Consider the following 23972-nt stretch of genomic DNA (forward strand, 5'->3'; position numbering starts at 1 on the left):
TCCAGCATACCAGTCTGGTACTCTTCTGACCAATTTCGAACCAACCTTTCTGTTCAGGCGTATTACTATCGATTTAGTTGCCATTAAGTAGTCCGTTCCGACTTAGTTTTGTCCCTGCTATGACCCCAATCGAAACAACAGCCGTTAAGCTTACTCAGTATAGTCACGGCGCTGGCTGCGGCTGTAAAATTTCTCCAAAAATTCTTGACAAAATCCTGCATACCAACGCCACGGCCTCGCAGCCTCAATACAGTCAGCTGCTCGTTGGTAATGACTCGCGCGATGATGCAGCCGTTATGGATATGGGCAATGGAGAAGCCATTATCAGTACCACCGATTTCTTTATGCCCATCGTAGATAATGCATTTGATTTCGGCCGTATTGCCTCTGCCAATGCCATCAGCGATATCTACGCGATGGGTGGTGAACCGATTATGGCCATTGCCATTCTCGGCTGGCCCATCGACAAACTGCCGCCGGAGGTAGCCGCTCAGGTACTCGAAGGGTCGCGGGCGATTTGCCGCGAAGCAGGTATACCCCTGGCTGGGGGCCACAGCATCGACTCGCCTGAGCCTATTTTCGGACTGGCCGTGACGGGAAAAGTCCGCATCGACCACCTGAAACAGAACAACACAGCAACTGCCGGCTGCAAACTTTATCTGACGAAACCGTTGGGCGTTGGTATTTTGACCACAGCGCAGAAAAAAGGCATCCTCAAGCCTGAACATGCTGACCTGGCTCCGGCTCAGATGGCCAGATTGAACAGTTTCGGAGCCGTACTGGGGCGCCTGCCCTATGTTAAAGCCCTTACCGATGTGACAGGCTTCGGTTTGCTGGGCCACCTGACCGAAATGGCCGAAGGGTCTGGCCTGACAGCTCTCGTTGAGTTCGATGCTGTGCCTACGCTGCCGGTTGTTAACGAGTATCTGGCCCAGAAAAGCTTTCCGGGCGGCACCGTTCGTAACTGGGACAGCTACGGACACAAAATCAGCGACTTGACCGAAACACAGCGGTATGTGCTGGCCGATCCGCAAACGTCGGGAGGTCTACTTATTGCCGTTGACCCGGGCAGTACGGTAGAATTTGAACGCGTAGCCCGGGAAAACGGCTTTACTTTGCAGTCCTTCGGCGAGCTGGTCAACCAGCGCGACAAAGTTGTTTATGTACACTAGACCGCGATGACGTGGCAAAATAGTTGATACTGCTCCGTCATCCACTCGTTACTGGAATGAAACTATTCTTCCGCCAGGTCGGCGATACAGGCCCGGCTATCGTTATCCTACATGGCATCTTCGGCTCGTCTGATAACTGGCTGACCGTGAGCAAGACTATAGCGGCTCAGGGATACCGGGTGTTTGCTCTTGATCAGCGCAACCATGGCCAGTCGCCCCGGGCCGATGAGCAGGACTATCAAAACATGGCCGCCGACCTGCGTGCCTTTCTGATCGACCAGAACCTGACTGATGCTATCCTGCTGGGCCACTCCATGGGTGGTAAAACGGTGATGCAATATGCCATGAGCTACCCGAGCGACGGTAAGCCGGGTTCGTACAGCAAGCTCGTTGTGGTTGATATTGCACCCAAGTTCTATCCCGTTCATCACAGCGATATTATCCGGGGACTGAAAGCCATTGACCTGCTTGGTCTGAAAAGCCGTAACGAAGCCGATACGATTCTGAGTCAGTACGAACCAGCTCTTTCGGTGCGGCAGTTCCTGCTCAAAAATCTGTACCGGAATGAACAGGGCCAATTTGACTGGCGGCTCAATCTCCCCATCATTGAGCGGGAGCTGCACGGTGTGGGCGAAGAACTGACCAACCCGCGCATCGTTACGGAGCCGACGCTGTTTATCCGCGGGAGTGAGTCGCCCTATATCCTGGATGATGACGTACCGTCTATCAGGCGCATTTTCCCGAATGCAACGATCGAAACCATTCAGGGAGCCGGTCACTGGGTGCAGGCCGAGAAACCAGCGGAGTTTGTTGACACGCTGCTCCGTTTTTTACAAGCCTGACCAACCCCCTGCTCTTCTTCAGGGTATTGTACACAAAACCGAATCCCACTTGCCGGATGCCGACGCTTTATCTTATACCGACGCTTCTTGCCGATGACACGGCGGCTGAGGTTCTCCCTCCCTACGTCCGAGAGGTGATCGAAAAAACCGACGCTTACTTTGTTGAGAACGTACGCACAGCCCGCCGGTTCATCAGTGGTCTGAAAACCAGCCGGATCATTGACGAAACAACGTTCTTCGACCTTGATAAGGATACCCCCCCAACGGATACCCGCCGGCAGATCCAGGAACTGATGGAACGCAAACGAAACGCCGGGGTACTGTCTGAAGCAGGCTGCCCGGGCGTAGCCGATCCGGGTTCTGTAGTCGTTGGCATGGCTCATACGCTGGGCTGGCGGGTCGAGCCACTTGTAGGCCCATCCAGCCTGCTGCTGGCCCTCATGGCGTCGGGTCTGAACGGGCAGTCGTTCGTATTCCAGGGGTATCTGCCGATCGAAAAGGCAGACCGGGTCCGGACCATACGGCATCTGGAAAAAGAAGCCCAGCAACGGCAGCAAACCCAGATTTTTATCGAAACGCCATACCGAAACGATGCGCTCATGGCCGATGTGCTGGCCAGCTGTCAGGGGAACACGCGCCTGTGTGTGGCGTGTAACCTGACCGCCCCCGATGCCTTCGTCCGGACCCTGACCATCCGCGAATGGAAATCGCAGGTACCCGATCTGCGCAAAAAACCAACGGTGTTCCTACTTTTGTAGGGCAAAGGCGGAGCTGACTCCGCTCGTTTTTATTCATCAGCACGGGCTTTTCCCACCTGGCAGACTGTCTGCATCGTTTATGATTCAAGCCTTTGAGTTTTCTCCCTTCCAGGAGAACACCTACGTTATTGCTGACGAGACATCGGGCGATGCCATCGTGATTGACCCTGGCTGTTACGAGCAGGCCGAGAAAGAGGCCCTAAGCCAGTTTCTCGACGCTCGCAAGCTTACGCTGAAATACATCCTGCTCACCCATGCTCATCTCGATCATGTATTCGGGCTGGCATATCTGAAGCGCCGGTACAAGGTTCCGGCCTATCTGCACGAGCGCGAACAGGTTATCTATGCCGATGTGCCAACCCGCTGTGCGCTGTATGGTCTGCGCGGCTACGAGCATAGCGAGATCGATGCCTGGCTCAAGGAAGGCGATCAGTTTCGGATCGGTGGTTTGACACTCGACGTTCTTTTTACGCCGGGGCATGCGCCGGGGCATGTTGCGTTTGTCAACCATGCCGATCGGTATATAGTTGGGGGCGATGTCTTGTTTCGGGGAAGCGTTGGTCGCACCGACTTTCCGTACTGCAACCATAGTGATTTACTCAACAGCATCAGAACCAAGTTTTTCACCCTGCCTGACGACTATACGGTCTACGCGGGCCATATGGATCCTACTACCATTGGCCATGAAAAACGGACTAACCCTTTTGTAAAAATCACCTAGCCAGGCTGGCTGTCGGTCAACTCCCGAGGGCTGACCGATACCCAGCCTGTTTTTAACCAGCCTGCTCACCAACGAACTCATCCGTTCGTTCGCCCATGAAAGCCCTTCTTAAACATATCCCAAACGCCATGACCTGTGGTAACCTGCTTTGCGGGTGCATTGGTCTGGTCATGGCCCTGCGGGGACAGCTCGAACTGGCTGCGTGGCTGATCGGGCTGGCGGCCATCCTCGACTTTGGCGATGGGTTCGTTGCCCGACTCGTTAACGTTTCGGGTCCTTTCGGCAAAGAACTCGACTCCCTGGCCGATGTCGTTACATTTGGCGTATTACCCGCTACCCTTGTTTTTCAGCTTTGCTGGTTTCAGCAACTGGGTTTAATCTCGTACGGAGCCTTTCTGATTGCCGTACTGTCGGCTCTCAGGCTTGCCAATTTCAACATCGATACCCGTCAGTCCGAATCGTTTATCGGGCTGCCGGTACCGGCAAATGCTATGCTGATTGCGGCTTTTCCGCTCATGGGCCGGTATCAACCCCAGTTCGACGCTATCTGGCAAAATGATATTGCGCTGGGTATGATGATCTCGTTTTCATTCATGCTGGTATCCGACCTGCCTTTGTTCGCGCTGAAGTTCAAGTCATTTGGCTGGGCCGAAAATCGGGCAAAGTTTCTTTTCCTGATCGCATCCGCGCTGCTGCTGCTATTTTTGCAGTTTGCAGCCATTCCGCTCGTTATCTTACTGTACATCGTTGTTTCACTTTTTACCAATGACCAAACCCGTGATCGGGTCACGAAGTAACTCTTGCGTGGGTCGTTCACTTGTTCATTCTTTACCATGAAATACATAGCCGAGATCAACATCATGACTCGTCCGGAGATTCTGGACCCGCAGGGGAAAGCCGTACAATTAGGCCTGCACAATCTTCAGATGGATACAATAGACAGCGTTCGGATCGGAAAGCACATCCGGCTTCAGGTCGACGCCGAAACTGAAGAGAAAGCCCGGGAAACCGTCGATGCAGCCTGTCGCCAGCTGTTGGCTAATCTGATCATGGAAGACTATTCCTTTGAGCTTCGGGCCGCCTGATATCCAGACGCAACGGGTTTTATGGGGCTACTAGGTTTAGTACCTTTGCCCCTGTTTTAGCGTCTGCGGTTGCAGACATCAACGAATGAATACACTTCACTCAAAAATTACGGGTTTAGGCTACTACGTGCCCGAAACGATTGTCAAAAACGACGATCTCAAGCAATACATGGACACGTCTGACACCTGGATTCAGGAGCGGACAGGCATACAACAACGGCGCTGGTTCACGTACGGCAAGGATACTAATGCCAGTATGGCCACGGCTGCGTCACGCATGGCTCTCGACAGGGCCGGTCTGGATACGTCGGCGGTTGACCTTATCGTATACGCAACTCTCTCGCCGGATTATTACTTCCCGGGTTCTGCTTTTCTCATGCAGCGTGAACTGGGCCTAGAGGGGGTAGCTGTTATCGATATTCGTCAGCAGTGTTCGGGTTTCGTGTATGCGCTCTCCATTGCCGATCAGTTCATCAAAACCGGCATGTACAAAACCGCCCTGGTTATCGGGTCAGAAATACAGTCTACCCTGATGGACAAAACCACCGAAGGGCGGGGTGTAGCGGTAATTTTTGGAGATGGCGCAGGAGCCGCAGTGGTTCAGGCTACGACCGACCCCAGCCATCGGATTCTGTCGACTCACTTGCATGCTGATGGTCGATTTGCCGAAGAACTCTATCTGAAAGATCCCGGCAGCAGCCGACCCGATCATTTTATTACCCCGGAAACGGCAACCGAAAGCGGCAGTAGTGTTGTCATGAACGGCAACGCCGTCTTCAAACACGCGGTGGTTCGGTTTATGGAGGTCATCAACGAAAGCCTGACCGCTAACGGGTACCAGCCTGACGATCTGTCGCTGCTGGTGCCGCACCAGGCTAATATTCGTATTTCGAATTACGTTCAGCAGCAGATGGGCCTGCCCGACGAGAAAGTTTTCAATAACATTCAGTATTACGGCAACACGACGGCAGCTTCAATACCGATTGCCCTGACCGAAGCCTTCGACCAGGGACGGGTTAAGTCCGGCGATCTGGTTTGTCTGGCTGCTTTCGGTAGCGGCTTTACCTGGGCCTCGGCCCTCATACGCTGGTGATAAACAAGGGTCGTATCGCTGAACTAGGCGATACGACCCTTTTCCCTCTTGTCTTCAACCAGCCTAATACGTGCCTACCGATAGCATGACCAGCGTACATGCGTGCAACGGCTCGATTCCTTCCTGTTTCAACACCTGCTCAAACTCGGGGTTTTCTGCGCCCGGGTTAAAAATGACGCGACGCGGCTTAAGCTGCCGGATGTACTCATAGTAATCGGGCTGATTACGTGCCCCAACGTACATCGTCACGGTATCGATGTCCTGAAGCGCCGGGCGACCAGTTTGAATAGGATGGTTGTCTATAGCTCCCTTTCGTAAACCGATCAGTTCGACAGTATGTCCGTACCGCATCAGGCTACGGGCTGCCCGGTTTGAATACCGGTCTGTCTGCTCGCTGGCTCCAATCACCAGCGTCTTTTTCGTGGCTGCGTCCATCGTTTTGTATACCAAGTAGCCTATATAACCCTGCGATTTAAAGCGAGGTTCAGGATTCTCCGTAGCAATTCATTTACTTTGTTGATAGTTTTGCTAACAGAATGAGGGTATACACTATCTTTATTTCTGTTAAATACACAGGCAACTGTACTTACCAAAACCACTATTTTGTTGATTTTCAACAATTTTATAGCAAAAACACCCAACCATCTTGTTTTATTTTTGTTATACAATTGTTAAACAGAAATCAGTACATTCGTACTTGCTATCTGTACGTAAACATCCAATTACTACCAGCTATGAACGATAAGAGAGGCCAGGATTATTGGAATGAGAAGTGGGTCACGATACCGTTCGAAGATGTTGAAAACCCTCCTCGATACGACGTATCAAACTACGGCAGATTGCGTAGTTACCAGTCAGATGCATCGGGGAAGCGGACAAACGCCGGTGCTGGTAAAGAAGGAAAGCTTATTAAAGGCTCGGTCATTCAGGGCTACAAGTCGCTTAATATACGGACTGAAGGAAAAACGCTTAACCGGTATATCCACAAACTGGTAGCCGAATATTTCGTTGTTCGCGAGCGAGCCGATCAGACATTTGTGATTCACCTTGATCATGATAAGCTCAACAACTACTACCAGAACCTGCGCTGGGTTACCAAGGACGAGATGGTCGAGCACAACCGGGAAAACCCGAATGTCAAGAACCGCCCGACTGTCCGCAATGCCCGGAATTATAAGCTAACAGAAAGCAAGGTCAAGATTATCAAGAAGCTGTTGCGGAATGATAAAAATCGATTGAAAATGATTGCCAAGCAGTTTGGCATAACCCATACGCAACTCAATCGTATCCGGTCCGGAGAAAACTGGCGCCAAGTTTCTATTGAAGACGATGCGCCCGCCGTAACCTCCAATGATCGTTCCTGAGTAGTTGCAGCTGATTTTATTTGAGTGATGTTTGAGACAATGAGTTACAGCCGGTTGGGTATCCTGACCGGCTGACTGTTTTTATAGCCTCACCGTTTTTTTATTCCTCAACTCACCGGCTGGTTGATAGAGGGCAACGCCACGCTGGCTAGTGGTAGCGATACAAAAAAGGACGTACCCACGCCTTCGGTCGTTTCAAACCATATACTGCCGCCCGCGTGCTCAACTCCTCGTTTGGCAATGGCTAGCCCCAGCCCGGAGCCGCCCCGCTTGGTACTGAAATTAGGCAGGAATACCTTGGTGTGAATTGCCTCCGGAATGCCCGCTCCGTTATCGTGAATCTCTATCTGTACCTCGTCATCGTTGGTGTATAGCCGTAGATCCAGCACCGGTTTACGGTCGAGTGGTACAGACTGAATGCCGTTAATGATCAGATTAGTCAGTATCCGACCGATCAGCTGCCGATCGCCAATGGCCATCACAGGCCCGTTAACGACCTGCCGCCGGAGGGTGATCCGCTGATCGTCGGCGTACAGATCAGCCGCCTTGTTGAGCACCGCCGTTACTTCAAACGTTTCGTTGATCGGCAACGGCATTTTGGCAAAGTCGGAGAAGGACGTAGCAATATCGCTCAGGTTGTCAATCTGGTCCAGGAGCGAATCGAACGTACGCTGGATAACCCGCCTTGTGGCCGACTCGTTGGCACCCAGCGACCCGTCACTTCCGTTGGTATTGGGGAATGTGCGCTGCAGGTGTTGCAGCGTCAGTTTCATCGGCGTGAGCGGGTTTTTGATTTCATGCGCAACCTGTTTGGCCATCTCGCGCCAGGCCGACTGTTTTTCATTCTGAGCCAGCGCCTGTTTGCTTTCTTCGAGCTTGACCAGCATCCGGTTATACTCCCGGATCAGCAGCCCAATTTCGTCGTCAGAACGCCACGGAAGCGGGTCGTTCGGCCGGTCGAGGTTCGTTTTCCGGATTTTCTGCGTCAGGAGTCGCAGCGGTTTGGTCAGTACATGCGAAGCGAAATAAGAGAGAACCAGGAAGAAGAGGAACAGGGCCGTAAAGATGCTCAGCGCCGAAGCGATCACCTCAATGATCTGCCGATCGAGCTCCGGGCGGGCGTAGAAGTAAGGTATACTCAACACCCCCAACAGCTTACCGTCGTAGGACTTTATTCCCGCGTAGGCGGTACGATAATGCTTGGTACCCAACGATTCGTCGAGCAGGATCTGGTTTTCTTTCTCCTCAATAACGCGGATGTAGGCTTTCGGGTTGATCTGTTTCGACAAATACCCATTCGCGTACATCAGCGGGCGGGTCGAGGTGTAGAGCCGCCCCTGCGTATCGAACAGGTTTATGTCGATATCCGCATCCCGGGCAATCTTACTCAGCTCCTCTTCCATAGACGCCTTGCTGCGTTTGTTGGCAACCAGGTGCTCATCCAGGTACGTCACAAAATTAGCCGCAATATTGCGGGTATTGCTGATGTACGTACTCTCCTGGTTCGTGATGTAGTTTGAGCTGATTACGCTCAGGATGATTATAATCACCAGCAGGAGCGGCAGGAAAAAGGCCACGTTCAGCAGGATCTGAATACGGGTCGAGTAGTTGATACTGAACTGGGTAAAGCTGTAGTTGATCGCATAGGCTACAATGACCGCAATTACCGTCAATACCAGCAACAGGTACAGGAACGAGAAGTTAGAAAAGATATTCCGAAACGGATACTCGTCCGACGATACCACCAGTAGTCGGCCATCGCGCCCCTGCAGGGCTACGTGCTGATACTGGTTGGTTGCTACCCCTTCAGTATATAAGCGCGGATCATTGAGCAACGAGGCAGGCATTTTTCGCTCGTAGTTGTAGCTGCCTGTACTGTATACCAGCCGGTACTGGGGTAGCCCAGTCGAATTTGTTTTCCTGATTCGGTCAAAAAAGCCGTAGCTGTACTCCTGCTCGTCCGGATCTTTCGTAAACTTCGTATCGACGAGCAGTTCGGGATAAACGCTTTTCACCCGTTCGTTGCGGAGTCGCATATCCAGGACAATATACCCAACAGAATCGCGGGGGGCGGCTTTAACCCCTTCGTCCATGTAAAGGGAGCGTCCGAGCTGCCGAACCGTCATGAAGCACAGATACTGCTTCAGGAACTGATTGTCGGCTTCGTTAACGAAGTAGATGCCGGCGTAATTGGTACGGTAGGCAGGTTTCCGATAGCGGGTCGTCAGGTCGGCGAGCGATACCGCGTTCGGGCTCACATCCAGCGGACGACCATCGGCTTTAAAGGAAAATACTTCAATGTCGTATTTGTCGAAATACTTGTCCAGATGAAGCGTTTTTATCCGTTGCTGAATGCGCTCACGAACCAGCAACGTGTCTGACCGGAGAGCGTGTTCAATTTCGGTATCGCGCACTACCGACTCCAGCGCTTTGCTCATCAGGAACTCGCCGAACTCATCATTTTCAGCCAGCAACTGCGCGGCAAAAGCCCGTTCATGAACCAGCTGTTTCCGAATCTCCTGGGTGTACACCACGTAAGCGGTAGTAACCGCACAGACGAAAGCGGCCAGAAAGAGATAAATTGATGTTTTATAGCGGAAGGTATAAAGCGTACGGGGAAACTTGCCAATGTAAATCAGCATGAAATACAACCCGTTGACTCCATAAATGGTAATCAACGGCCAGCTGAGCAGGTAAGCCAGCAGCGCCGTAACCAGGGTCCCCAGCAGAATGAGAAGTATCCCCCGCCCTACCCGCGCAATCCGGTTATAGCGGAGGAAAAGACTGGCCAGCAGATGAACCAGCAGGAAATAAACGAACGACACACCGATGAACACCAGCAGACACATCACCTTCAGGAAGGAAAAGTGGATGTTCAGCGTTATGTCCAGGGTGAACTGCGACTTCTCGTAAATATTATTCAGTTCGCTGTAGCAGAACGCGAAGACAACATAACTCGCTATGACGCAGCCGACAGAAACAATAGCTTTACCCCATTCCGGCAACCGAAGAAGGGCGGTGTAGGTGGCAGACCGGAAATAGTAGTTTACCCAATACAGAGCCAGAATAGCCACCACCAGCACATTCAGCAGTAGATCCCCTAGGGACGGCACCAGTACCGATGATGCGTAGAACTTAGGATTGAACAGGTCGGACTCGATGAACAAGAACGGTACGCCGAAATACAACATCAGCGCCCGCAGCAGAAGCAGGTAGGCCGCCAGCCAGGCAAATCCGAGTTCATACAGCCTGCGCTGCCGAAGTCCCAGGATGACCTGTAGTATATAAAGCCCTAGAAAAATGATGCCAATCGTTGCAAGAATGATGGTATTGACCGGCGTAGAATGGTTTCGGTATACATCGACCCTGGGCGGTTCGACCGAAAACAGAAAGACCGACGCATTGTCATAAATAGCCTGGTACGGCTGTCGGCGCTCGGCACTAACCGACTTGGGATCCAGGGCAAACAGGCTGGCGCTATAACCCGATTTCAGGTAGGCGTTTGTATTGCGATAATACCGATAAACGTTTACAAGCGAAAAGACATCATTGACAACCGAGCCTGACAGAACCCGTCTGTGACTAACCAGGTAACGCCCCTGCTCAAAATCGACCAGTTTAGGATCCCTGACGTCCTGGATTCGTTTGTAATCGGGAATAAACCGGTGATCGGACCAGTAGAACAATTGTCCGTTACGAAAAACATAGAAAGGGTATCGGGTAGTCAAATTGAGGGTGGCAAACGGGGCTTTGGGCTGCTGACCCAGCAGGGTAGAAATCCGGTCGAGCTCTTCCGTGCTGACGGCCATCTCTTCCTTCACCCGCTGCTGCACCGTACTCAGATACTGTTCGTCCGTAGCAGCCGGTGCGTTTCGCTCGAGCAGGAAATAGCACAGTACCGACAACCCGACGGCCAGCACCGCCAAAATAAGGAAAATATGTTGCTCGATACGCTTCACTCGATTCGGTACGTTTTTACAAGCTGACTAGACCTAAAATCATGCCAAGTTTTTATCTTCTGGGATAGTTCTGAATATCTAGTTTTCAATCCTCGAAAACAATATACTTAGTAGTTCCCTCAAACTACTTATTGCTATCGATCTTATCGACAGTAAAACCACCCATTTCGTAGCCGATTTCGACGCCTAATACGTAAAGTAAATGCTTGCGGTCAATAATGATGCGCACCCCATCAACGTTATACACTTCGTCGGCCGGCCCGGGCAGGTCGAAGCCCAGTAGCCAAGACGCTCCGCAGCCACCACCGCGCACCCCCACCCGCAGGCCATAGGTGTCCGGAATTTTATTTACCTGAAGCGTATCGATTATTTGTTGACGCGCTTCTGTTTTCACAAAAACAGGATTGTCTAGTAATGACATATGGTACTAACGAGTCGCAGATTCTGATATTTTATAGGTAGATATCAACAAAAAGCATCAATTTAAAGACTTATCTATCAATGACCTGCTTGCCAAATTTACTTATTTTGACGCAAATAACCTGTACCAGTTTATGAACTTAGTGAGTGATTTTTTAAAGCTGATCATTCCGGCCGGCCTTGTTTTGTACGGTATGTATCTGACGGTTAAACTGCTGCTGGAACGCGAAGCCGATCGCCATCGCTACGATACTAAAAATCGCTATACAGAAGCGGTGGTTCCCATTCGGTTGCAGGCCTACGAGCGAATGACGCTGTTTCTGGAGCGCATCAGCCCCAATAATCTGTTACTCAGACTGGGAGGCAGCTCTACCACCGTGCTTGATTTTCAGCAACGACTCCTTCAGGAAATCCGGGATGAATACAATCATAACCTGTCGCAGCAGGTATACATGAGCCAGGCCGTGTGGGATCAGATTCAGGCTGCCATGAATGATGTGATGACCCTGATCAACCAGGCATCCGGCGACACCCGCCCCGACGCCCCAGCGCTCGAACTGTCGAAGCGAATTTTTGAACGGATCATTCAGAAAGAAAAACAGCCCACGGCCGATGCGCTCAAAAGCCTGAAAGACGAAATCCAGGGCATGTTCATGTGACGGTAACGATCAGCGGCTCCGGCCTGCTTATTCATACCGAACTTTTAAGCACCGAACACCTCATTGGCCAGCCGAAAGGCATCCTGCAACGCTACCTCATCGATAGCGGGTTTCAGTTCCTCGTCGTCACGCAGTACAGCCAGTATGTCTTCGGTGGGTAAGTTACCCGTGAGGCTTTCTGCCGCCATTGGGCACCCACCGTAACCGCGAAGCGCTCCATCAATCCGGCGCACGCCCGCCCGCAGAGCTGCCTGCACTTTAGCGGGTGCCTGCCCCGGCAACGCATGAAGGTGTGCTCCAAACTCCAGCTGTGGAAACGTGTTGATCAGATGGGTAAACAGCTGCTCAATGGCTTCGGGAGTCGACGTACCTACCGTATCCGACGGAGCCACAATACGAATGCCCAGTTCGGCCAGCTGCCCGGTAAATGAGCCTACCCGCTCCGGGCTGTAGGGGTCGCCGTACGGATTACCAAACCCCATGGACAGGTAAACGACAAGCTGTTTGTCGGTAGCGGTACAGAGCGTCTGTATCTGAGTCACTTCGGCAAAAGCCTGCTCAATGGATTTGTTGGTGTTCCGCTGCTGAAACGTTTCCGATACTGACAACGGAAACCCGATATAACGGATCGATGAAAAGCCAGCCGCCTGCTCAGCACCGCGCAGGTTAGCGACAATAGCCAGCAGCTGGGTGCGGCTTTGGGTCAGATCCAGCCCCGCCAGTACTTCGGCCGTATCCCGCATTTGCGGAATGGCTTTAGGCGAAACAAAACTGCCAAAATCGAGGGTGTCGAAACCTACCCGCAGCAGGGTATTCAGGTAGCGGATTTTCAGCTCGGTCGGCACGAAATGGGCCAGCCCCTGCATGGCATCGCGAGGACATTCGATCAGCTTCATCGTCGGAGGGGTTGGCGGGTTAGCCAGGCCAGACTACCCATGGCCAGCGCACAGATTAATAACCCGCCGGCCTCGCGGGCCAGTTCCACATTCAGGCTTCGCATACCCACCTCGCTGAACATAAATCCTTCAAAAACGGGGGGGCGCTGATACCAGGCCGCTACGAGATACAATAAGGCCATTCCGACAAAAAACCACCAGCGCGCCACACCCGCATACGCCATAAAGCAGGCTACCGCAGCGGCTCCGTAAATAGGCACCCACACTTCCGGGTCGGGGTCGTTATACTGAAAGGCAGCAAACAGCAGAAAAAGCAGACCAAAAGTAACCGCAAGTATTTTTCGCATACGTTTATAAACTACATTCCGGAGAACAGAAACGGTTCAGCCTCGTGGTTTCTACTCGATTTTACTGGCAATACTGCGCCAGCGCATTGGCAGCATCGGCATAGCCAAGCGTCTGGGCCTGTTTCAGGCTCAGGCAGGCCGCGTCGCGCTGATTTTGTAGAAGCTGGGCAATGCCTAGTCCGTAAAACGCTTTCCCAAACCGCGGATCAGCCTGAACCGCCTGTTTGAAGTCGGCCACCGCCCCGTCCAGATCCTTCTGCTGATACCGTAAGTTACCCCGGTTATAGAGCGCCAGTGCGTTCCGGTTATCCAGCGTGATTGCCTGCGAGAAATCATTCATGGCTGGTTGCAGCTGGCCCTGCTGGGCAAATAACTGACCCCGGTTCAGAAAGATTTCGGAGCGGGTCCGCTGGCTGGTATCGGGCGCCAGGCGGATGGCATCCGAATAGTCTTTCAGCGCACCACCCAAATCATTCTGGGCTACTTTCAGCAAAGCCCGGTTGTAATAAGGCCGGTAATAGTCGGGCTTGAGCCGGATCGCCTGATCATAATCGAGGGTCGCATTGGCGTATTCCTTCAGTTCAAAGTAAGCCACACCCCGCGAATTGAAGGCTTCTACATTATCATTGTCGGCTTCGACGGCCTGATTCAGCGATTGAACGGCTTCCCGAAACTTGCCGTCGCGCAGGTAGGCCCGCCCCTGTTCTACGTACTGGTCGCCCGAGTTGCAGGCACTCATTATCAGCAGTAGACAAGACGAAACAAGGGCCAGCCGGTAGGTCTGTGATCTCATAATATATAGGTTGTCGTGTAGCCCGGTGACGGGTTTTTCAGGCGATTGATAAACCGTCTGTAGAGTTAGTATGAAATTTAGGACAACAAAGGTACGGGCGAAATTTGGTCGTTTGCCTAACAAATGCTTAACTTTGCATCGGCAAATCGGTGCTACCAGCTCCTGCTGAATCCCCCAGGTCTTGACCGAAGCAAGGGTAGGTGGTCGTAGCGGTGAGACATTGGTTTGCCATTTTTTGTTTCCGGCCAGCATGGACCTGATCTCTTCCCTTACTGACTCATTTCGTAGCCTTTTCCACGACGAACCTCGGTTGTTTTGTTCCCCCGGTCGCGTCAACCTCATTGGTGAACATACCGATTACAACGAAGGATTTGTTCTTCCGGCGGCTATCGATAAAGCCATTTTCCTGGCTATTGGCCCACGCTCCGACAATAAACTGCATATCGTTGCCCATGATCTGGGCAAAACCTACCAGGGCGCTCTCGAACAACTCGAGAAGACCGACACCTGGGCCGATTACCTGCTTGGGGTTCTGGCTCAGCTGAAACAGGCAGGCCATTCGTTTGGCGGTCTTAACTGCCTGTTTGGCGGCACCATACCGATGGGCTCCGGTCTTTCGTCGTCGGCTGCGCTGGAAAATGCCGTCGGTTTCGCGGTCAATGAACTGTATGGACTGGGCCTTTCCCGAATCGATCTGGTCAAACTCTCGCAACGCGCCGAAAACGAGTTCGTAGGCGCTAAAGTGGGCGTAATGGATATGTTTGCCAGTATGATGAGCAAAGCCGGACACGTTATCAAACTGGACTGCCGATCGCTCGATTATACGTATGCCCCCATTCAGATGGAAGGCATCCGGATTGTGCTTTGCGACTCCCGGGTCAAACACTCGCTGGTGAGTTCAGAGTACAACACCCGCCGGGCCGAGTGCGAAGCGGGTGTTCGTTTGTTACAGGCCTTCTACCCCTCGATCAGCAGTCTGCGCGACGTAACCATGGCTATGCTGGACGAACATGTGAAAACCGCGAATCCCCACCTGTACCGCCGGTGCGCCTATGTGGTTCAGGAAAACCAGCGACTCCTCGACGGGGTGGCGGCACTAGAATCGGGCAATGTAGCGGCTTTTGGGCAGTACATGTACGGTTCACATGAAGGGTTGAGCCGCTGGTATGAAGTAAGCTGCCCCGAACTCGATATCCTGGTCGACATTGCCCGTCAACAGCCCGGTGTGCTGGGTGCGCGTATGATGGGGGGCGGCTTCGGAGGCTGTACGATCAATCTGGTGCAGGAAGACGCACTAAGCGCTTTTTCGGAGCACATAACAAAAGAATATTTCGCCCGAACGGGTAAAGATACTTACCTTCACACCTGCAAAATACAGGACGGAACGAAGGAGTTGAACTAGTATTCCCTCAAAAAACGATTGCAAAAACATGAAATTCTTCATTGATACGGCAAACCTCGCCGACATTCGCGAAGCTCAGGAAATGGGCGTTCTTGATGGTGTAACCACCAACCCATCCCTGATGGCCAAAGAAGGCATCACCGGTAAAGACAATGTAATGCGTCACTACAAGCAAATCTGCGATATCGTAGAAGGCGATGTTAGCGCAGAGGTGATCTCGGTGAAATACGAAGAAATGATCAAAGAAGGCGACGAACTGGCCGAACTCGATGAGAACATCGTTGTCAAAATTCCTATGACAGCCGATGGTGTTAAAGCCATCAAATACTTCTCCGAAAAAGGGATTCGCACCAACTGTACGCTGATTTTCTCGGCTGGTCAGGCACTGGTAGCTGCCAAAGCCGGTGCTTCGTTCGTATCGCCTTTCGTTGGCCGTCTGGACGATATCTCAACCGACGGTATGGCGCTGATCGAGCAGATCGTTACGATCTTCACCAACTACGGCATTACCACCGAAGTACTGGCCGCTTCAGTACGCCACCCGATGCACATCATCCAGTGTGCCGAAATTGGTGCTGACGTGATGACGGCTCCGCTTAGCGTCATCAAAGCGCTGCTGAACCACCCCCTCACCGACAGCGGCCTGGCTAAATTCCTGGCTGACCACGAAAAAGCAAATCTGCCGGTTAAACAATAAGAACAGACGCCAGCAGTTAGCAGTAGACGGGCCCGTTTACCGCTAGCTGCTGGCGGTCTATTGTCCCTGCTACATATTATGTTTTCCTCCGAGCCTGTGCTGACACTCGACAATGCTGATATTTTTCAGGGCCAGAAATTAGTACTGGGTGACGTTTCCTTTCAGGTTCATAAGGGAGAATTCGTTTACCTCATCGGCCGCACCGGTAGCGGTAAGTCGTCCTTGCTGAAAACGCTCTATGCCGACCTCTGGCTCCAGCATGGCAAAGGGCAGGTAGCTGGCTTCACCCTGAACGCCCTCAAACCCCGCGACGTACCGCAACTGCGTCGGAAGATCGGAATTGTCTTTCAGGACTTCCAGCTGTTTTTCGATCGCTCGGTAGAAGATAATCTGAAGTTTGTGTTGAAAGCCACCGGCTGGAAAGACAAAACCAGCATGAACAACCGCATTGCGGACGTGCTGATGCAGGTTGGGCTGGGAACGGCTCAGAAAAAAATGCCGCACCAGTTATCGGGGGGCGAACAGCAGCGGGTTGTGATCGCCCGAGCCATGCTGAACGAACCACAGATCCTGATTGCCGACGAACCAACCGGGAACCTCGACCCGGCGGTCTCCGACCAGATTATGAAGGTTTTCCAGGCGATCAACAATGCCGGAACCGCCATACTCATGGCCACTCACAACTACGACCTGCTCCACAAATATCCGGCCCGCGTGCTGCGCTGCCAGGATGGCCAGGTCATTGAGCTAAAAGGCTAGTTCAATTCCATTTTCGGAAACATCCGTTCATCATTATCCATAGCGGCTGCGCGGCCAGGCTAGGTTGACGTCATCTGGCGTCGATAAGGCTGTCAGGCCTCCGTATGCGCACGCTACCCGTTATTGTTGAGCCGGACAGGCGGGCCGCTCTGGTGTTCAACGAAAGAGGTGTAGCCGGTAAAAGCCGCCAGCGACCTTCACGAACTACACCTCTCCTACCAATCGATGATCTGCTTATTTCGCCTTCATATAGGCAAACGGAATAATCATTTCCTCGAGCGAAACCCCGCCATGCTGGAAAGTATTCCGGTAGTGGTTCACGTAGTAGTTGTAATTATTCGGGTAAGCGAAGAAGTAATCCTCGAGCGTGAACACATAGGCTGTAGAGACATGCGGCTTGGGCAGGAAGAGCCGCTCAGGCTTACGTCCTACAAACAAATGATTCTCTTCGAAACCGAGGTTCTTACCCTGTTTGTAGCGCAGGTTGGTGTTGGTTTCGCGATACCCCACAATCTTGGCGGGCTTCTGCACGCGAATCATGCCGTGGTCAGTCGTCACGATAAGGCGACCACCCTTGGCCGCAATCTTCTGCACAAACTCAAGCAGGGGCGAATGCAGGAACCAGGACCGGGTAATGCTCCGGTAGGCCGACTCGTCAGGCGCCAGCTCCTTGATCATAGCCATATCTGTACGGGCGTGACTAAGCATATCGACGAAGTTGTAAACAACCACGTTCAGCTGGTTCTGGAGTAAATTGTTGAAGTTGTCGACCAGCGATTTACCCTGGTTTACGTTCAGGATTTTATGGTAAGACATCTTCACATCCAGCCGGCTCTGGGTCAGCTGCCGACGCAGAAACTCGTCTTCGTGGTTATTAAGCCCCTCGTCTTCATTATCATCGTTGACCCACAGGTCCGGGTGCTTGCGTTCCATCTCGCTCGGCATCATGCCGGAGAAAATAGCGTTCCGGGCAAATCCAGTTGTTGTGGGCAGAATGGAATAATACGATGATTCCTCTTCTACCGAGAAGTAATCAGCCAGAAGCGGCTCAATGGCCTTCCACTGGTCGTACCGCAGGTTATCGATCAGAATAAAGAAAAGCGGAGGCTGGTTGCCACTCTGATCGACCAGCGGGAACACTTTCTTGCGCATCAGCTGATGCGACATGACAGGGCTTTCGGCTTTCGGATCGTTCAGCCAGTCTTCGTAGTTGTCCATGACGAACTTACAGAACGTAGCATTGGCTTCGCTCTTCTGCATGTTCATCACCTCCGACATACTTTTGTCCTGCGAGCTATCCAGCTCCAGTTCCCAGTATATCAGCTTTTTATATACATCAGACCACTCGCTATGATCCATGCGGTCATTATACTGCATGGAAATATTCCGGAAGTCCTGCTGGTAGCCGATGTTGGTCCGCTCGGTAACGAGCCGTTTGTTGTCCAGTATTTTCTTGACCGATAGCAGAATCTGGTTCGGGTTGAGAGGCTTGATGAGATAATCGGCAATTTTAGAGCCGATGGCCTCTTCCATGATGTGCTCTTCCTCGCTCTTAGTGATCATCACAACCGGCAGGTTAGGCCGCATCTGTTTGATCTGCGATAACGTCTCGAGCCCCGTCATACCGGGCATCATTTCGTCGAGGAATACAACATCGTAATTACTCTGTTCAACCTGATCGAGCGCGTCGGCTCCGCTATTGACCGATGTAACGTCATAGCCTTTGTTTTTCAGGAAAAGGATGTGGGGTTTGAGAAGATCAATCTCATCGTCGGCCCAGAGTATCGAATAGTTTTGCATATGCATTAGTTGAATGAAAAACACGGACCAGCCGCTTGGCTTTCGGCTGGTTCTGTCAGAAAATCGGCGTACCGATTGGTACAATTCTAAACGTCAAACGTCCAGTTCTGTTTGGGTGGTTCGTTATTTAAAGCCGGATTCCGGTATTTAACAAGAATTAACACCCCCCGCCACCACCGGTTGATAAACGGAAATAGCCTTAAAATCCGTTTGTCGGTAAACACCGCCGTATTTTTACATTAATTTTACCAACGTTACCGTCTTGTCTTAGAGCCAGGCAGCGGGCACAGCCCAACCCATGAAGAAACGTATTGTAGTAACCGCTTCCGCTTTGTTGCTTGGCGGGGTTTTGTTTAGTTCAGCATCGCTTGCCAGCTCTTCGGAGCCAATGCTGACCGACTCGGTCGGCGTCGAAAAAAAGGATGGTAAGCGCTTTATTCTCCACCGTGTTGACGAAGGCCAGACCCTGTTTGCGATCGCCCGTCGGTACGGGCGATCAGTAGCTGAAATCAAGGCCGCTAACCCGGATATGAACGATGCCGTCCGCTACGACCAGCTTGTCCGGATTCCGCTCCCCGACGGCGCCCTCAGCCGAAAGCAGGAAAAAGCGATCGACAAGGCCATTAAAAAAGAAGAGAAAGAACAAAAACGGGTAGCAAAAGCCGAGCCAGACGTCAATAAAGACGCTAAGCGCACCGACGACCCGGCCCGCTCGGGAATTCACGTGGTAGAGCCCGGTCAAACCCTCTACAGCCTGGCCGTTCGCTATGGCGTGTCGCAGGACGATCTGCGCCGTTGGAACAGCCTCAGCGCCAATAACGTACTGATCGGGCAGGCCCTGATCGTATCGGAAAAGGCCTATCAGGCTCGTATTCCAGCCGGTCCTGTTCCAACCGTAGCCGTCAAAACGCCCGACACGCCGGCCCGGACGCCCGCGCGTACCGCCGATACCCGCAAACCTGAACCCGCCCGTACCGATCCGCCCAGAAACGACCCGCCCAAAGAGGATAAACAGCGGCCCGAACCTGCTCCCCCGATAGCCCGAACCGAGCGTCCTACCCCGCCCCCCGCAACCGAACCACGCCGGACAGACACCCCACCCACGCCGGCTGCCAAACCTGCCGAGGCCGAGGTTGAACTGCCCCGCCCGGGCAACGACGCACCCATGCCTACCCGGGGCCGCCGTCTGTCAGACAGTGGCGTTGCCGAAATTATCGAAGGCGACGGATCGGGTAAGTACCTGGCTCTTCACCGCACCGCCCCCATCGGCACGCTGGTACAAGTACGCAACCTGTTCAACAACCAGAGTTTGTGGGTCAAAGTGATTGGGCGGCTGCCCGACACCGGCGTCAACGACAAAATCCTGATAAAACTCTCGGCGCAGGCCTTCGCGAAACTTTCGCCCGAGGACCGACGTTTTCGGGCTGAGGTGAGTTATATTGTTCGGTAGATACCGAGTTATGGAAAAAGAAACCAAAGAGGAACGAATTGCCCGGCGCCATCGGGAACGCGATGAGCAGATGAAGGGAACGGTAGGCTATCAGACCTTCAACGTGATGTTCGTCATGGCTTATCCGTTCATTGCCGTGTTTACGTTTGTAATGTCTACGCTGCTGGCGTTGTTTTCGGGGGTTTCCCGGGCTATGGCGTGGGTAGTGAGCGGAGGAAAAAGCCGATGACCCCAATAACGCAGGCCGCGACACCCGCTGATCCAGCTTTGTTGAAAGATTTTTTAGATGCGAAGGCCGATCATTACAATCGGCCTTCGTTCATTGAACGCGACCCGATCAGCATTCCACACCGGTTTTCGCGCCGGCAGGATATTGAAATCATGGGGTTCTGGGCGGCCGTTCTGGCCTGGGGGCAGCGGCCTGTCATCCTGAAAAAAGCCAATGAGCTGATTGACCTCATGGACGGCGCGCCCTATGACTTTGTCCGTTCCCATCAGGAGAGTGACCTTACCCGGTTCCTGGCGTTTAAACACCGCACCTTCAACGCAACCGACGCGCTTTACTTCCTGCACTTTTTCCGGACCTATTACCAGGCAAACGACTCGCTGGAAGATGCCTTTCTGACCGATTCTACCTCAACGACTGGCACCACGGTTGAGCTGGCGCTGGTTACCTTTCACGACCGGTTCTGCTGCGACCCGTTCTTTCCGGACCGGACCCGTAAACACATTGCCACGCCCGCCCGCAACTCGTCCTGCAAACGGCTGCTGATGTTTCTGCGCTGGATGGTCAGACGAGATGACCGGGGTGTAGATTTTGGCCTCTGGACGCGGTTGAGGCCGGAGCAGCTGGTGATGCCGATCGATGTACACGTCAACCGCGTAGCCCGGTCGCTAGGTCTGCTCAGCCGGCCTCAGACCGACTGGAAAGCAGCCATCGAATTAACCGACACGCTTCGCCAGTTCGACCCAGCCGATCCTGTCCGTTACGATTTCGCGTTGTTCGGCCTGGGCGTCGAAGGCGAAATGTAATTCATCCTCAACGCTCCGCCCCTCTCAGTGACGTACGGCCTTCGGTATGTTATCGGATCAACTTCGGTACTGCCCGGCACGTAATCCCGGTCGGCTGAATTGTTCAGACAGTTTAGCGACTTAGAGTTTTACCGACCGGAGCCGCAAACTGTTTGTCACGACCGACACCGAGCTGAGGGCCATAGCTCCTCCCGCAATCATCGGACTCAGCAGGAAGCCGAACGACGGATAAAGTACACCGGCTGCAATCGGAATGCCAATCAGGTTATAGATAAAGGCCCAAAACAGGTTCTGTCGAATGGTCTGTACCGTTTTCTTCGACAACTGAAGCGCCTTCGGAACGCTGTTCAGATCGGAGGTGATGAGCGTCATTCGGGCTACGTCCATAGCAATATCCGACCCTTTACCCATAGCAATACTCACATCGGCCTGGGCCAGGGCTTCGGAGTCGTTGATTCCATCGCCAACCATCGCCACAACATGGCCCTGCTTCTGTAACTCCGTGATAAATTCGGCTTTTTCTGCGGGCAGAACCCCGGCCTTGTAGCTACGTAGACCTATCTGACGGGCAACAGCCTCGGCCGTATGGATGGTATCGCCCGTGAGCATATACACGGCTATGCCCCGCTGCTGAAGCGTTTCGATAGCCTGCTTCGACGTCGCCTTGATGGGATCGGCAATGGCAATGATGGCCAGGAGCTGGCGGCTGGCGGCACTTGTCCGGCCGAAGAAAACGACCGTTTTGGCCTGCGCCTGTAACTGTTCAGCCTGCTGTTGCTGATCGTCATGAAGATCAATACCGTACTCAGCCAGCAGGTTCTGGTTGCCAATCAGGTAGGTGGTATCGTCATACTGACTGATCACGCCTTTGCCGGTTATGCTGTTGAACGTACCCGCGTGAGCGGGCACCAGGGCCTGGGTTTTCAGGTAGTCGGTAACGGCCGTTGCCAGCGGATGTTCTGACTGCGACTCCAGCTGATACAAAACCCCTCCTTCGCGTTGTTGATCCGCATCGGGTACCAGCCAGATCAAGTCAGTTACCAGCGGTTTTCCTTCCGTAATCGTACCCGTCTTGTCGAGCACGACCGCGTTGACCCGACGGCCCATTTCGAGGCTGCCGGCATCTTTGATGAGAATATTGTTCTCGGCTCCCTTCCCAACCCCAACCATGATAGCCGTAGGAGTGGCCAGCCCCAGTGCGCATGGACAGGCAATGACCAGCACCGTTACGGCGGTCAGCAGTGCCGTTGTGAACGAATCGCCGGTGGGGGCTACCGTATCGCCCAGGGTCAGCCAGAACACAAAGGTCAGCACCGAAATGGCGATGACAATCGGCACAAAAATACCCGCAATTCGGTCGACCAGCTGCTGAACAGGCGCTTTACTACCCTGCGCGTCCTGCACCGCCCGGATAATCTGGGCCAGCACCGTATCAGCCCCTACTTTTTCGGCGCTGAACCGAAAACTGCCTTTCTGATTGATGGTTCCGGCGAAGACCCTGGCCCCTGCCTGTTTTTCAACCGGCACCGGCTCTCCCGAAATCATACTCTCGTCGACGAACGACCCGCCCGACTCAACCTGTCCATCGACTGGAATCCGCTCCCCTGGCCGCACAATGAGTACCTGCCCGACGCGCACCTGCGCAATCGGCACGTCATGCTCGCCGGTTTCGTCGGCCACCAGAACGGTTTTGGGTTGCAGTCCCATCAGTTTTCGGATGGCCGACGAGGTACTCGATTTAGCCCGCTCTTCGAGTAACTTACCCAGTAGAATAAAGACGATCACCACGGCAGCGGCTTCGAAGTATACGTGCGGATGCAAACCGCGCCGGTGCCAGAAATCGGGGTAGAGTGTGTTGAAAACGCTGAACACAAACGCAATACCGGTGCTCAGCGCTACCAGTGTATCCATATTGGCTTTGCCATGGCGGGCCTGGCGCCAGGCGTTGACGAAGAACGACCGGCCAAAGCCAAACACGACCGGCGCCGACAAGGCCATCATAATATAGTTACCCCAGGCCCAGTCCATGAAGAGCATACCGATGATCACGACGGGAGCCGCCAGCGCTGAAGCCCAGATCGTGCGCTCTTTGAGTATCTGATAGTGCTTCTGCTGCGCTTCATCCTGGACCTGCTGGGCGCTTTCGGGGTCTTCGGCGTCGATAACGATATCGTAGCCCACAGCTCGGACGGCCGTTTGCAGGGCGTCGGGGGTAACGACCTGCGGGTCGAACTCTACCCAGGCATTCTGGTTGGCATAGTTCACCCCGGCATCCCGTACGCCCGCCGTATGTTTCAGCGTCGACTCGACGCTAACCGCGCAGGCTGCGCAGCTCATCTCCAGCACCGGAAACGTTTTCCGAACTGAGGATGCTGACCGGGCCGACGGAACTGGACTTGCATTCATAACTAAGTTGTTGAGGGTACCACGACAGCGGTCGGGGGTGATCAGGACAGCGGCTCCGCTTTGTAGCCAGCCTTCTCGATGGCCTGTGTAACGGCTGCATCACTGGTCGCTGTGTCAACGGTAAGCACCCGGTTTGGGCTTTGCAGATCGACCTGCCAGGCGTTTTCACCAACGGCCTCGTTGAGGAAAGGCGTGACCGCGGCCACGCAGTTTGCGCACTTTATGTTGGTTTTGAATTGCTTTGCGTCCATGATGTTGTGGTTTGTTTGAGATGTATGTATCAAACAAAGGTCTGCACACGGGGGCAGTTTTTCCGT

The 23972-nt window shown here is 53.2% G+C and carries 24 protein-coding genes; 15 read left to right on the forward strand and 9 right to left on the reverse strand.

Annotation, left to right across the window (positions count from 1 at the left end):
- Window positions 1-119 precede the first annotated feature (119 nt).
- The 7 genes from selD to EQG79_RS27395 all read left to right on the forward strand — a co-directional run bounded on the left by selD (window position 120) and on the right by EQG79_RS27395 (window position 5671).
- Window positions 120-1172 (forward strand): selenide, water dikinase SelD, encoded by a 1053-nt coding sequence (gene selD, locus EQG79_RS27365; protein WP_077921965.1) that lies wholly within the window; start codon window positions 120-122, stop codon window positions 1170-1172.
- 56 nt (window positions 1173-1228) lie between these two features.
- Window positions 1229-2014: an alpha/beta fold hydrolase gene (locus tag EQG79_RS27370; protein WP_129605931.1), complete on the forward strand. Its 786-nt coding sequence runs from the start codon at window positions 1229-1231 to the stop codon at window positions 2012-2014.
- A gap of 56 nt (window positions 2015-2070) precedes the next feature.
- Window positions 2071-2772: an SAM-dependent methyltransferase gene (locus EQG79_RS27375; protein ID WP_129605933.1), complete on the forward strand. Its 702-nt coding sequence runs from the start codon at window positions 2071-2073 to the stop codon at window positions 2770-2772.
- A gap of 79 nt (window positions 2773-2851) precedes the next feature.
- On the forward strand, window positions 2852-3493 hold the full coding sequence (locus EQG79_RS27380) for an MBL fold metallo-hydrolase (RefSeq protein ID WP_077921968.1): 642 nt from the start codon (window positions 2852-2854) through the stop codon (window positions 3491-3493).
- 95 nt (window positions 3494-3588) lie between these two features.
- Window positions 3589-4290, forward strand: coding sequence for a CDP-diacylglycerol--serine O-phosphatidyltransferase (pssA, locus tag EQG79_RS27385; RefSeq protein WP_129605935.1), 702 nt, complete (start codon window positions 3589-3591; stop codon window positions 4288-4290).
- A 36-nt stretch (window positions 4291-4326) separates the two neighbouring features.
- A complete protein-coding gene (purS, locus tag EQG79_RS27390) occupies window positions 4327-4578 on the forward strand; it encodes a phosphoribosylformylglycinamidine synthase subunit PurS (protein ID WP_077921969.1) in 252 nt (83 codons plus the stop codon).
- Between the two features lie 85 nt (window positions 4579-4663).
- Entirely contained in the window at window positions 4664-5671 is a 1008-nt protein-coding gene (locus tag EQG79_RS27395) for a 3-oxoacyl-ACP synthase III family protein (RefSeq protein WP_129605937.1), read from the forward strand.
- 63 nt (window positions 5672-5734) lie between these two features.
- Here EQG79_RS27395 and EQG79_RS27400 read toward each other — a convergent pair whose 3' ends face one another.
- The gene (locus EQG79_RS27400) at window positions 5735-6106 is read right to left on the reverse strand and encodes a CoA-binding protein (RefSeq protein ID WP_129605939.1); all 372 of its coding nucleotides are present in this window, start codon (window positions 6104-6106) and stop codon (window positions 5735-5737) included.
- Between the two features lie 299 nt (window positions 6107-6405).
- On the opposite strand from EQG79_RS27400, the gene EQG79_RS27405 reads away from it, so the two are divergent.
- On the forward strand, window positions 6406-7035 hold the full coding sequence (locus EQG79_RS27405; protein WP_129605941.1) for an HNH endonuclease: 630 nt from the start codon (window positions 6406-6408) through the stop codon (window positions 7033-7035).
- 107 nt (window positions 7036-7142) lie between these two features.
- Here the strand turns inward: EQG79_RS27405 and EQG79_RS27410 are convergent, their stop codons facing one another.
- Together EQG79_RS27410 and EQG79_RS27415 are read right to left on the reverse strand one after the other, a co-directional pair.
- On the reverse strand, window positions 7143-10994 hold the full coding sequence (locus EQG79_RS27410; protein WP_077921973.1) for a sensor histidine kinase: 3852 nt from the start codon (window positions 10992-10994) through the stop codon (window positions 7143-7145).
- Window positions 10995-11118: 124 nt separating this feature from the next.
- Complete coding sequence (locus EQG79_RS27415) at window positions 11119-11415, reverse strand: iron-sulfur cluster assembly accessory protein (RefSeq protein WP_077921974.1); 297 nt, start codon at window positions 11413-11415, stop codon at window positions 11119-11121.
- Between the two features lie 133 nt (window positions 11416-11548).
- Between EQG79_RS27415 and EQG79_RS27420 the strand changes: the two genes are divergently transcribed.
- Window positions 11549-12073, forward strand: coding sequence for a DUF7935 family protein (locus EQG79_RS27420; protein ID WP_077921975.1), 525 nt, complete (start codon window positions 11549-11551; stop codon window positions 12071-12073).
- Window positions 12074-12117: 44 nt separating this feature from the next.
- Here the strand turns inward: EQG79_RS27420 and EQG79_RS27425 are convergent, their stop codons facing one another.
- The 3 genes from EQG79_RS27425 to EQG79_RS27435 form a co-directional block, all read right to left on the reverse strand.
- Window positions 12118-12969 (reverse strand): hydroxymethylglutaryl-CoA lyase, encoded by an 852-nt coding sequence (locus tag EQG79_RS27425; RefSeq protein WP_129605943.1) that lies wholly within the window; start codon window positions 12967-12969, stop codon window positions 12118-12120.
- On the reverse strand, window positions 12966-13316 hold the full coding sequence (locus EQG79_RS27430; protein WP_077921977.1) for a transmembrane 220 family protein: 351 nt from the start codon (window positions 13314-13316) through the stop codon (window positions 12966-12968). The genes EQG79_RS27425 and EQG79_RS27430 overlap by 4 nt, the downstream gene beginning before the upstream one ends.
- Window positions 13317-13377: 61 nt before the next feature.
- The gene (locus EQG79_RS27435) at window positions 13378-14109 is read right to left on the reverse strand and encodes a tetratricopeptide repeat protein (RefSeq protein WP_240699473.1); all 732 of its coding nucleotides are present in this window, start codon (window positions 14107-14109) and stop codon (window positions 13378-13380) included.
- A gap of 250 nt (window positions 14110-14359) precedes the next feature.
- Between EQG79_RS27435 and galK the strand changes: the two genes are divergently transcribed.
- From galK to EQG79_RS27450, 3 genes are all read left to right on the forward strand, one after another.
- Complete coding sequence (gene galK / locus EQG79_RS27440; protein ID WP_129605945.1) at window positions 14360-15511, forward strand: galactokinase; 1152 nt, start codon at window positions 14360-14362, stop codon at window positions 15509-15511.
- Between the two features lie 28 nt (window positions 15512-15539).
- Entirely contained in the window at window positions 15540-16208 is a 669-nt protein-coding gene (gene fsa, locus EQG79_RS27445; protein ID WP_129605947.1) for a fructose-6-phosphate aldolase, read from the forward strand.
- A 78-nt stretch (window positions 16209-16286) separates the two neighbouring features.
- Window positions 16287-16967: a cell division ATP-binding protein FtsE gene (locus tag EQG79_RS27450; protein WP_077921981.1), complete on the forward strand. Its 681-nt coding sequence runs from the start codon at window positions 16287-16289 to the stop codon at window positions 16965-16967.
- Window positions 16968-17201: 234 nt separating this feature from the next.
- On the opposite strand, the gene porX is transcribed toward EQG79_RS27450, so the two are convergent.
- Entirely contained in the window at window positions 17202-18767 is a 1566-nt protein-coding gene (porX, locus tag EQG79_RS27455) for a T9SS response regulator signal transducer PorX (protein ID WP_129605949.1), read from the reverse strand.
- Window positions 18768-19065: 298 nt separating this feature from the next.
- Between porX and EQG79_RS27460 the strand changes: the two genes are divergently transcribed.
- Genes EQG79_RS27460 through EQG79_RS27470 form a run of 3 tightly spaced genes read left to right on the forward strand, consistent with a single transcriptional unit; the run spans window position 19066 to window position 21249 of the window.
- Complete coding sequence (locus EQG79_RS27460; protein ID WP_129605951.1) at window positions 19066-20217, forward strand: LysM peptidoglycan-binding domain-containing protein; 1152 nt, start codon at window positions 19066-19068, stop codon at window positions 20215-20217.
- Window positions 20218-20227: 10 nt separating this feature from the next.
- Window positions 20228-20446, forward strand: a complete 219-nt coding sequence (locus EQG79_RS27465) for a hypothetical protein (protein WP_129605953.1) — start codon at window positions 20228-20230, stop codon at window positions 20444-20446.
- Window positions 20443-21249 carry a TIGR02757 family protein gene (locus EQG79_RS27470; protein ID WP_129605955.1) on the forward strand — a complete coding sequence of 269 codons (807 nt, stop codon included), beginning with the start codon at window positions 20443-20445 and terminating at the stop codon, window positions 21247-21249. The genes EQG79_RS27465 and EQG79_RS27470 overlap by 4 nt, the downstream gene beginning before the upstream one ends.
- Window positions 21250-21369: 120 nt before the next feature.
- On the opposite strand, the gene EQG79_RS27475 is transcribed toward EQG79_RS27470, so the two are convergent.
- Together EQG79_RS27475 and EQG79_RS27480 are read right to left on the reverse strand one after the other, a co-directional pair.
- A complete protein-coding gene (locus EQG79_RS27475; protein WP_129605957.1) occupies window positions 21370-23655 on the reverse strand; it encodes a heavy metal translocating P-type ATPase in 2286 nt (761 codons plus the stop codon).
- A gap of 41 nt (window positions 23656-23696) precedes the next feature.
- Window positions 23697-23906 (reverse strand): heavy-metal-associated domain-containing protein, encoded by a 210-nt coding sequence (locus EQG79_RS27480; RefSeq protein ID WP_077921987.1) that lies wholly within the window; start codon window positions 23904-23906, stop codon window positions 23697-23699.
- Between the last annotated feature and the right edge of the window lie 66 nt (window positions 23907-23972).

Source organism: Spirosoma sordidisoli (assembly GCF_004138325.1).
In the GTDB taxonomy this organism is placed as follows: domain Bacteria; phylum Bacteroidota; class Bacteroidia; order Cytophagales; family Spirosomataceae; genus Spirosoma; species Spirosoma sordidisoli.

Excerpts from the sequence above, each read along its gene's own strand:
- selD (WP_077921965.1), top strand. The coding sequence starts at position 120 with ATGACCCCAATCGAAACAACAGCCGTTAAGCTTACTCAGTATAGTCAC.
- EQG79_RS27370 (WP_129605931.1), top strand. The coding sequence starts at position 1,229 with ATGAAACTATTCTTCCGCCAGGTCGGCGATACAGGCCCGGCTATCGTT.
- EQG79_RS27375 (WP_129605933.1), top strand. The coding sequence starts at position 2,071 with ATGCCGACGCTTTATCTTATACCGACGCTTCTTGCCGATGACACGGCG.
- EQG79_RS27380 (WP_077921968.1), top strand. The coding sequence starts at position 2,852 with ATGATTCAAGCCTTTGAGTTTTCTCCCTTCCAGGAGAACACCTACGTT.
- pssA (WP_129605935.1), top strand. The coding sequence starts at position 3,589 with ATGAAAGCCCTTCTTAAACATATCCCAAACGCCATGACCTGTGGTAAC.
- purS (WP_077921969.1), top strand. The coding sequence starts at position 4,327 with ATGAAATACATAGCCGAGATCAACATCATGACTCGTCCGGAGATTCTG.
- EQG79_RS27395 (WP_129605937.1), top strand. The coding sequence starts at position 4,664 with ATGAATACACTTCACTCAAAAATTACGGGTTTAGGCTACTACGTGCCC.
- EQG79_RS27400 (WP_129605939.1), bottom strand. The coding sequence starts at position 6,106 with ATGGACGCAGCCACGAAAAAGACGCTGGTGATTGGAGCCAGCGAGCAG.
- EQG79_RS27405 (WP_129605941.1), top strand. The coding sequence starts at position 6,406 with ATGAACGATAAGAGAGGCCAGGATTATTGGAATGAGAAGTGGGTCACG.
- EQG79_RS27415 (WP_077921974.1), bottom strand. The coding sequence starts at position 11,415 with ATGTCATTACTAGACAATCCTGTTTTTGTGAAAACAGAAGCGCGTCAA.
- EQG79_RS27420 (WP_077921975.1), top strand. The coding sequence starts at position 11,549 with ATGAACTTAGTGAGTGATTTTTTAAAGCTGATCATTCCGGCCGGCCTT.
- EQG79_RS27425 (WP_129605943.1), bottom strand. The coding sequence starts at position 12,969 with ATGAAGCTGATCGAATGTCCTCGCGATGCCATGCAGGGGCTGGCCCAT.
- EQG79_RS27430 (WP_077921977.1), bottom strand. The coding sequence starts at position 13,316 with ATGCGAAAAATACTTGCGGTTACTTTTGGTCTGCTTTTTCTGCTGTTT.
- EQG79_RS27435 (WP_240699473.1), bottom strand. The coding sequence starts at position 14,109 with ATGAGATCACAGACCTACCGGCTGGCCCTTGTTTCGTCTTGTCTACTG.
- galK (WP_129605945.1), top strand. The coding sequence starts at position 14,360 with ATGGACCTGATCTCTTCCCTTACTGACTCATTTCGTAGCCTTTTCCAC.
- fsa (WP_129605947.1), top strand. The coding sequence starts at position 15,540 with ATGAAATTCTTCATTGATACGGCAAACCTCGCCGACATTCGCGAAGCT.
- EQG79_RS27450 (WP_077921981.1), top strand. The coding sequence starts at position 16,287 with ATGTTTTCCTCCGAGCCTGTGCTGACACTCGACAATGCTGATATTTTT.
- porX (WP_129605949.1), bottom strand. The coding sequence starts at position 18,767 with ATGCAAAACTATTCGATACTCTGGGCCGACGATGAGATTGATCTTCTC.
- EQG79_RS27460 (WP_129605951.1), top strand. The coding sequence starts at position 19,066 with ATGAAGAAACGTATTGTAGTAACCGCTTCCGCTTTGTTGCTTGGCGGG.
- EQG79_RS27465 (WP_129605953.1), top strand. The coding sequence starts at position 20,228 with ATGGAAAAAGAAACCAAAGAGGAACGAATTGCCCGGCGCCATCGGGAA.
- EQG79_RS27470 (WP_129605955.1), top strand. The coding sequence starts at position 20,443 with ATGACCCCAATAACGCAGGCCGCGACACCCGCTGATCCAGCTTTGTTG.
- EQG79_RS27475 (WP_129605957.1), bottom strand. The coding sequence starts at position 23,655 with ATGAATGCAAGTCCAGTTCCGTCGGCCCGGTCAGCATCCTCAGTTCGG.
- EQG79_RS27480 (WP_077921987.1), bottom strand. The coding sequence starts at position 23,906 with ATGGACGCAAAGCAATTCAAAACCAACATAAAGTGCGCAAACTGCGTG.